We start from the raw sequence: 785 nt of genomic DNA, 5'->3' as shown, positions 1-785 counted from the left end.
ATGCTGCTGGTCAGCCTGCTGCTGCTGTGGCTGGCGATTGCGAAAAAGTTCGAGCCGTTACTGCTGCTGCCGATTGGCTTCGGCGGCCTGCTCTCCAATATCCCGGAGGCCGGGCTGGCGCTGAGCGCGCTGGAAAACCTGCTGGCCCACCACGACCCGGTCCAGCTGGCGGTGATTGCCGCGAAGCTCAACTGCGCGCCGGACGTCCACGCCATCAAGGAGGCGCTGGCGCTGGCCCTGCCGTCGGTGCAGGGGCAGATGGAGACGCTGGCGGTGGACATGGGCTACTCCTCCGGGGTGCTGGCCATCTTCTATAAGGTGGCGATTGGCTCGGGTATCGCGCCGCTGGTGATCTTTATGGGCGTCGGGGCGATGACCGATTTCGGCCCGCTGCTGGCCAACCCGCGCACCCTGCTGCTGGGGGCGGCGGCGCAGTTCGGGATCTTCGCCACCGTGCTCGGGGCGCTGACGCTGAACTACTTCGGCTTCATCTCCTTCACCCTGCCGCAGGCGGCGGCCATCGGCATCATCGGCGGCGCCGACGGCCCGACGGCCATCTACCTGTCGAGCAAGCTGGCGCCGGAGCTGCTGGGGGCCATCGCGGTGGCCGCCTACTCCTACATGGCGCTGGTGCCGCTGATCCAGCCGCCGATCATGAAGGCGCTGACCAGCGACAAAGAGCGGAAGATCCGCATGGTGCAGCTGCGTACGGTGAGCAAACGCGAGAAGATCCTCTTCCCGGCGGTGCTGTTGCTGCTGGTGGCGCTGCTGCTGCCGGACGCCGC

Annotated in this window: 1 protein-coding gene; it reads left to right on the top strand. The window is 67.4% G+C overall.

Annotated elements, in window-relative coordinates; all coding sequences use genetic code 11:
• Positions 1 to 785: sodium ion-translocating decarboxylase subunit beta (locus tag PGR09_RS24480; RefSeq protein ID WP_430916581.1), on the top strand; the 785-nt coding region annotated here is incomplete at both ends.

It is taken from the genome of Klebsiella sp. 141251 (assembly GCF_050600725.1).
Lineage (GTDB): Bacteria > Pseudomonadota > Gammaproteobacteria > Enterobacterales > Enterobacteriaceae > Klebsiella > Klebsiella aerogenes.
This window is presented reverse-complemented; position numbering and strand designations above follow the sequence as displayed.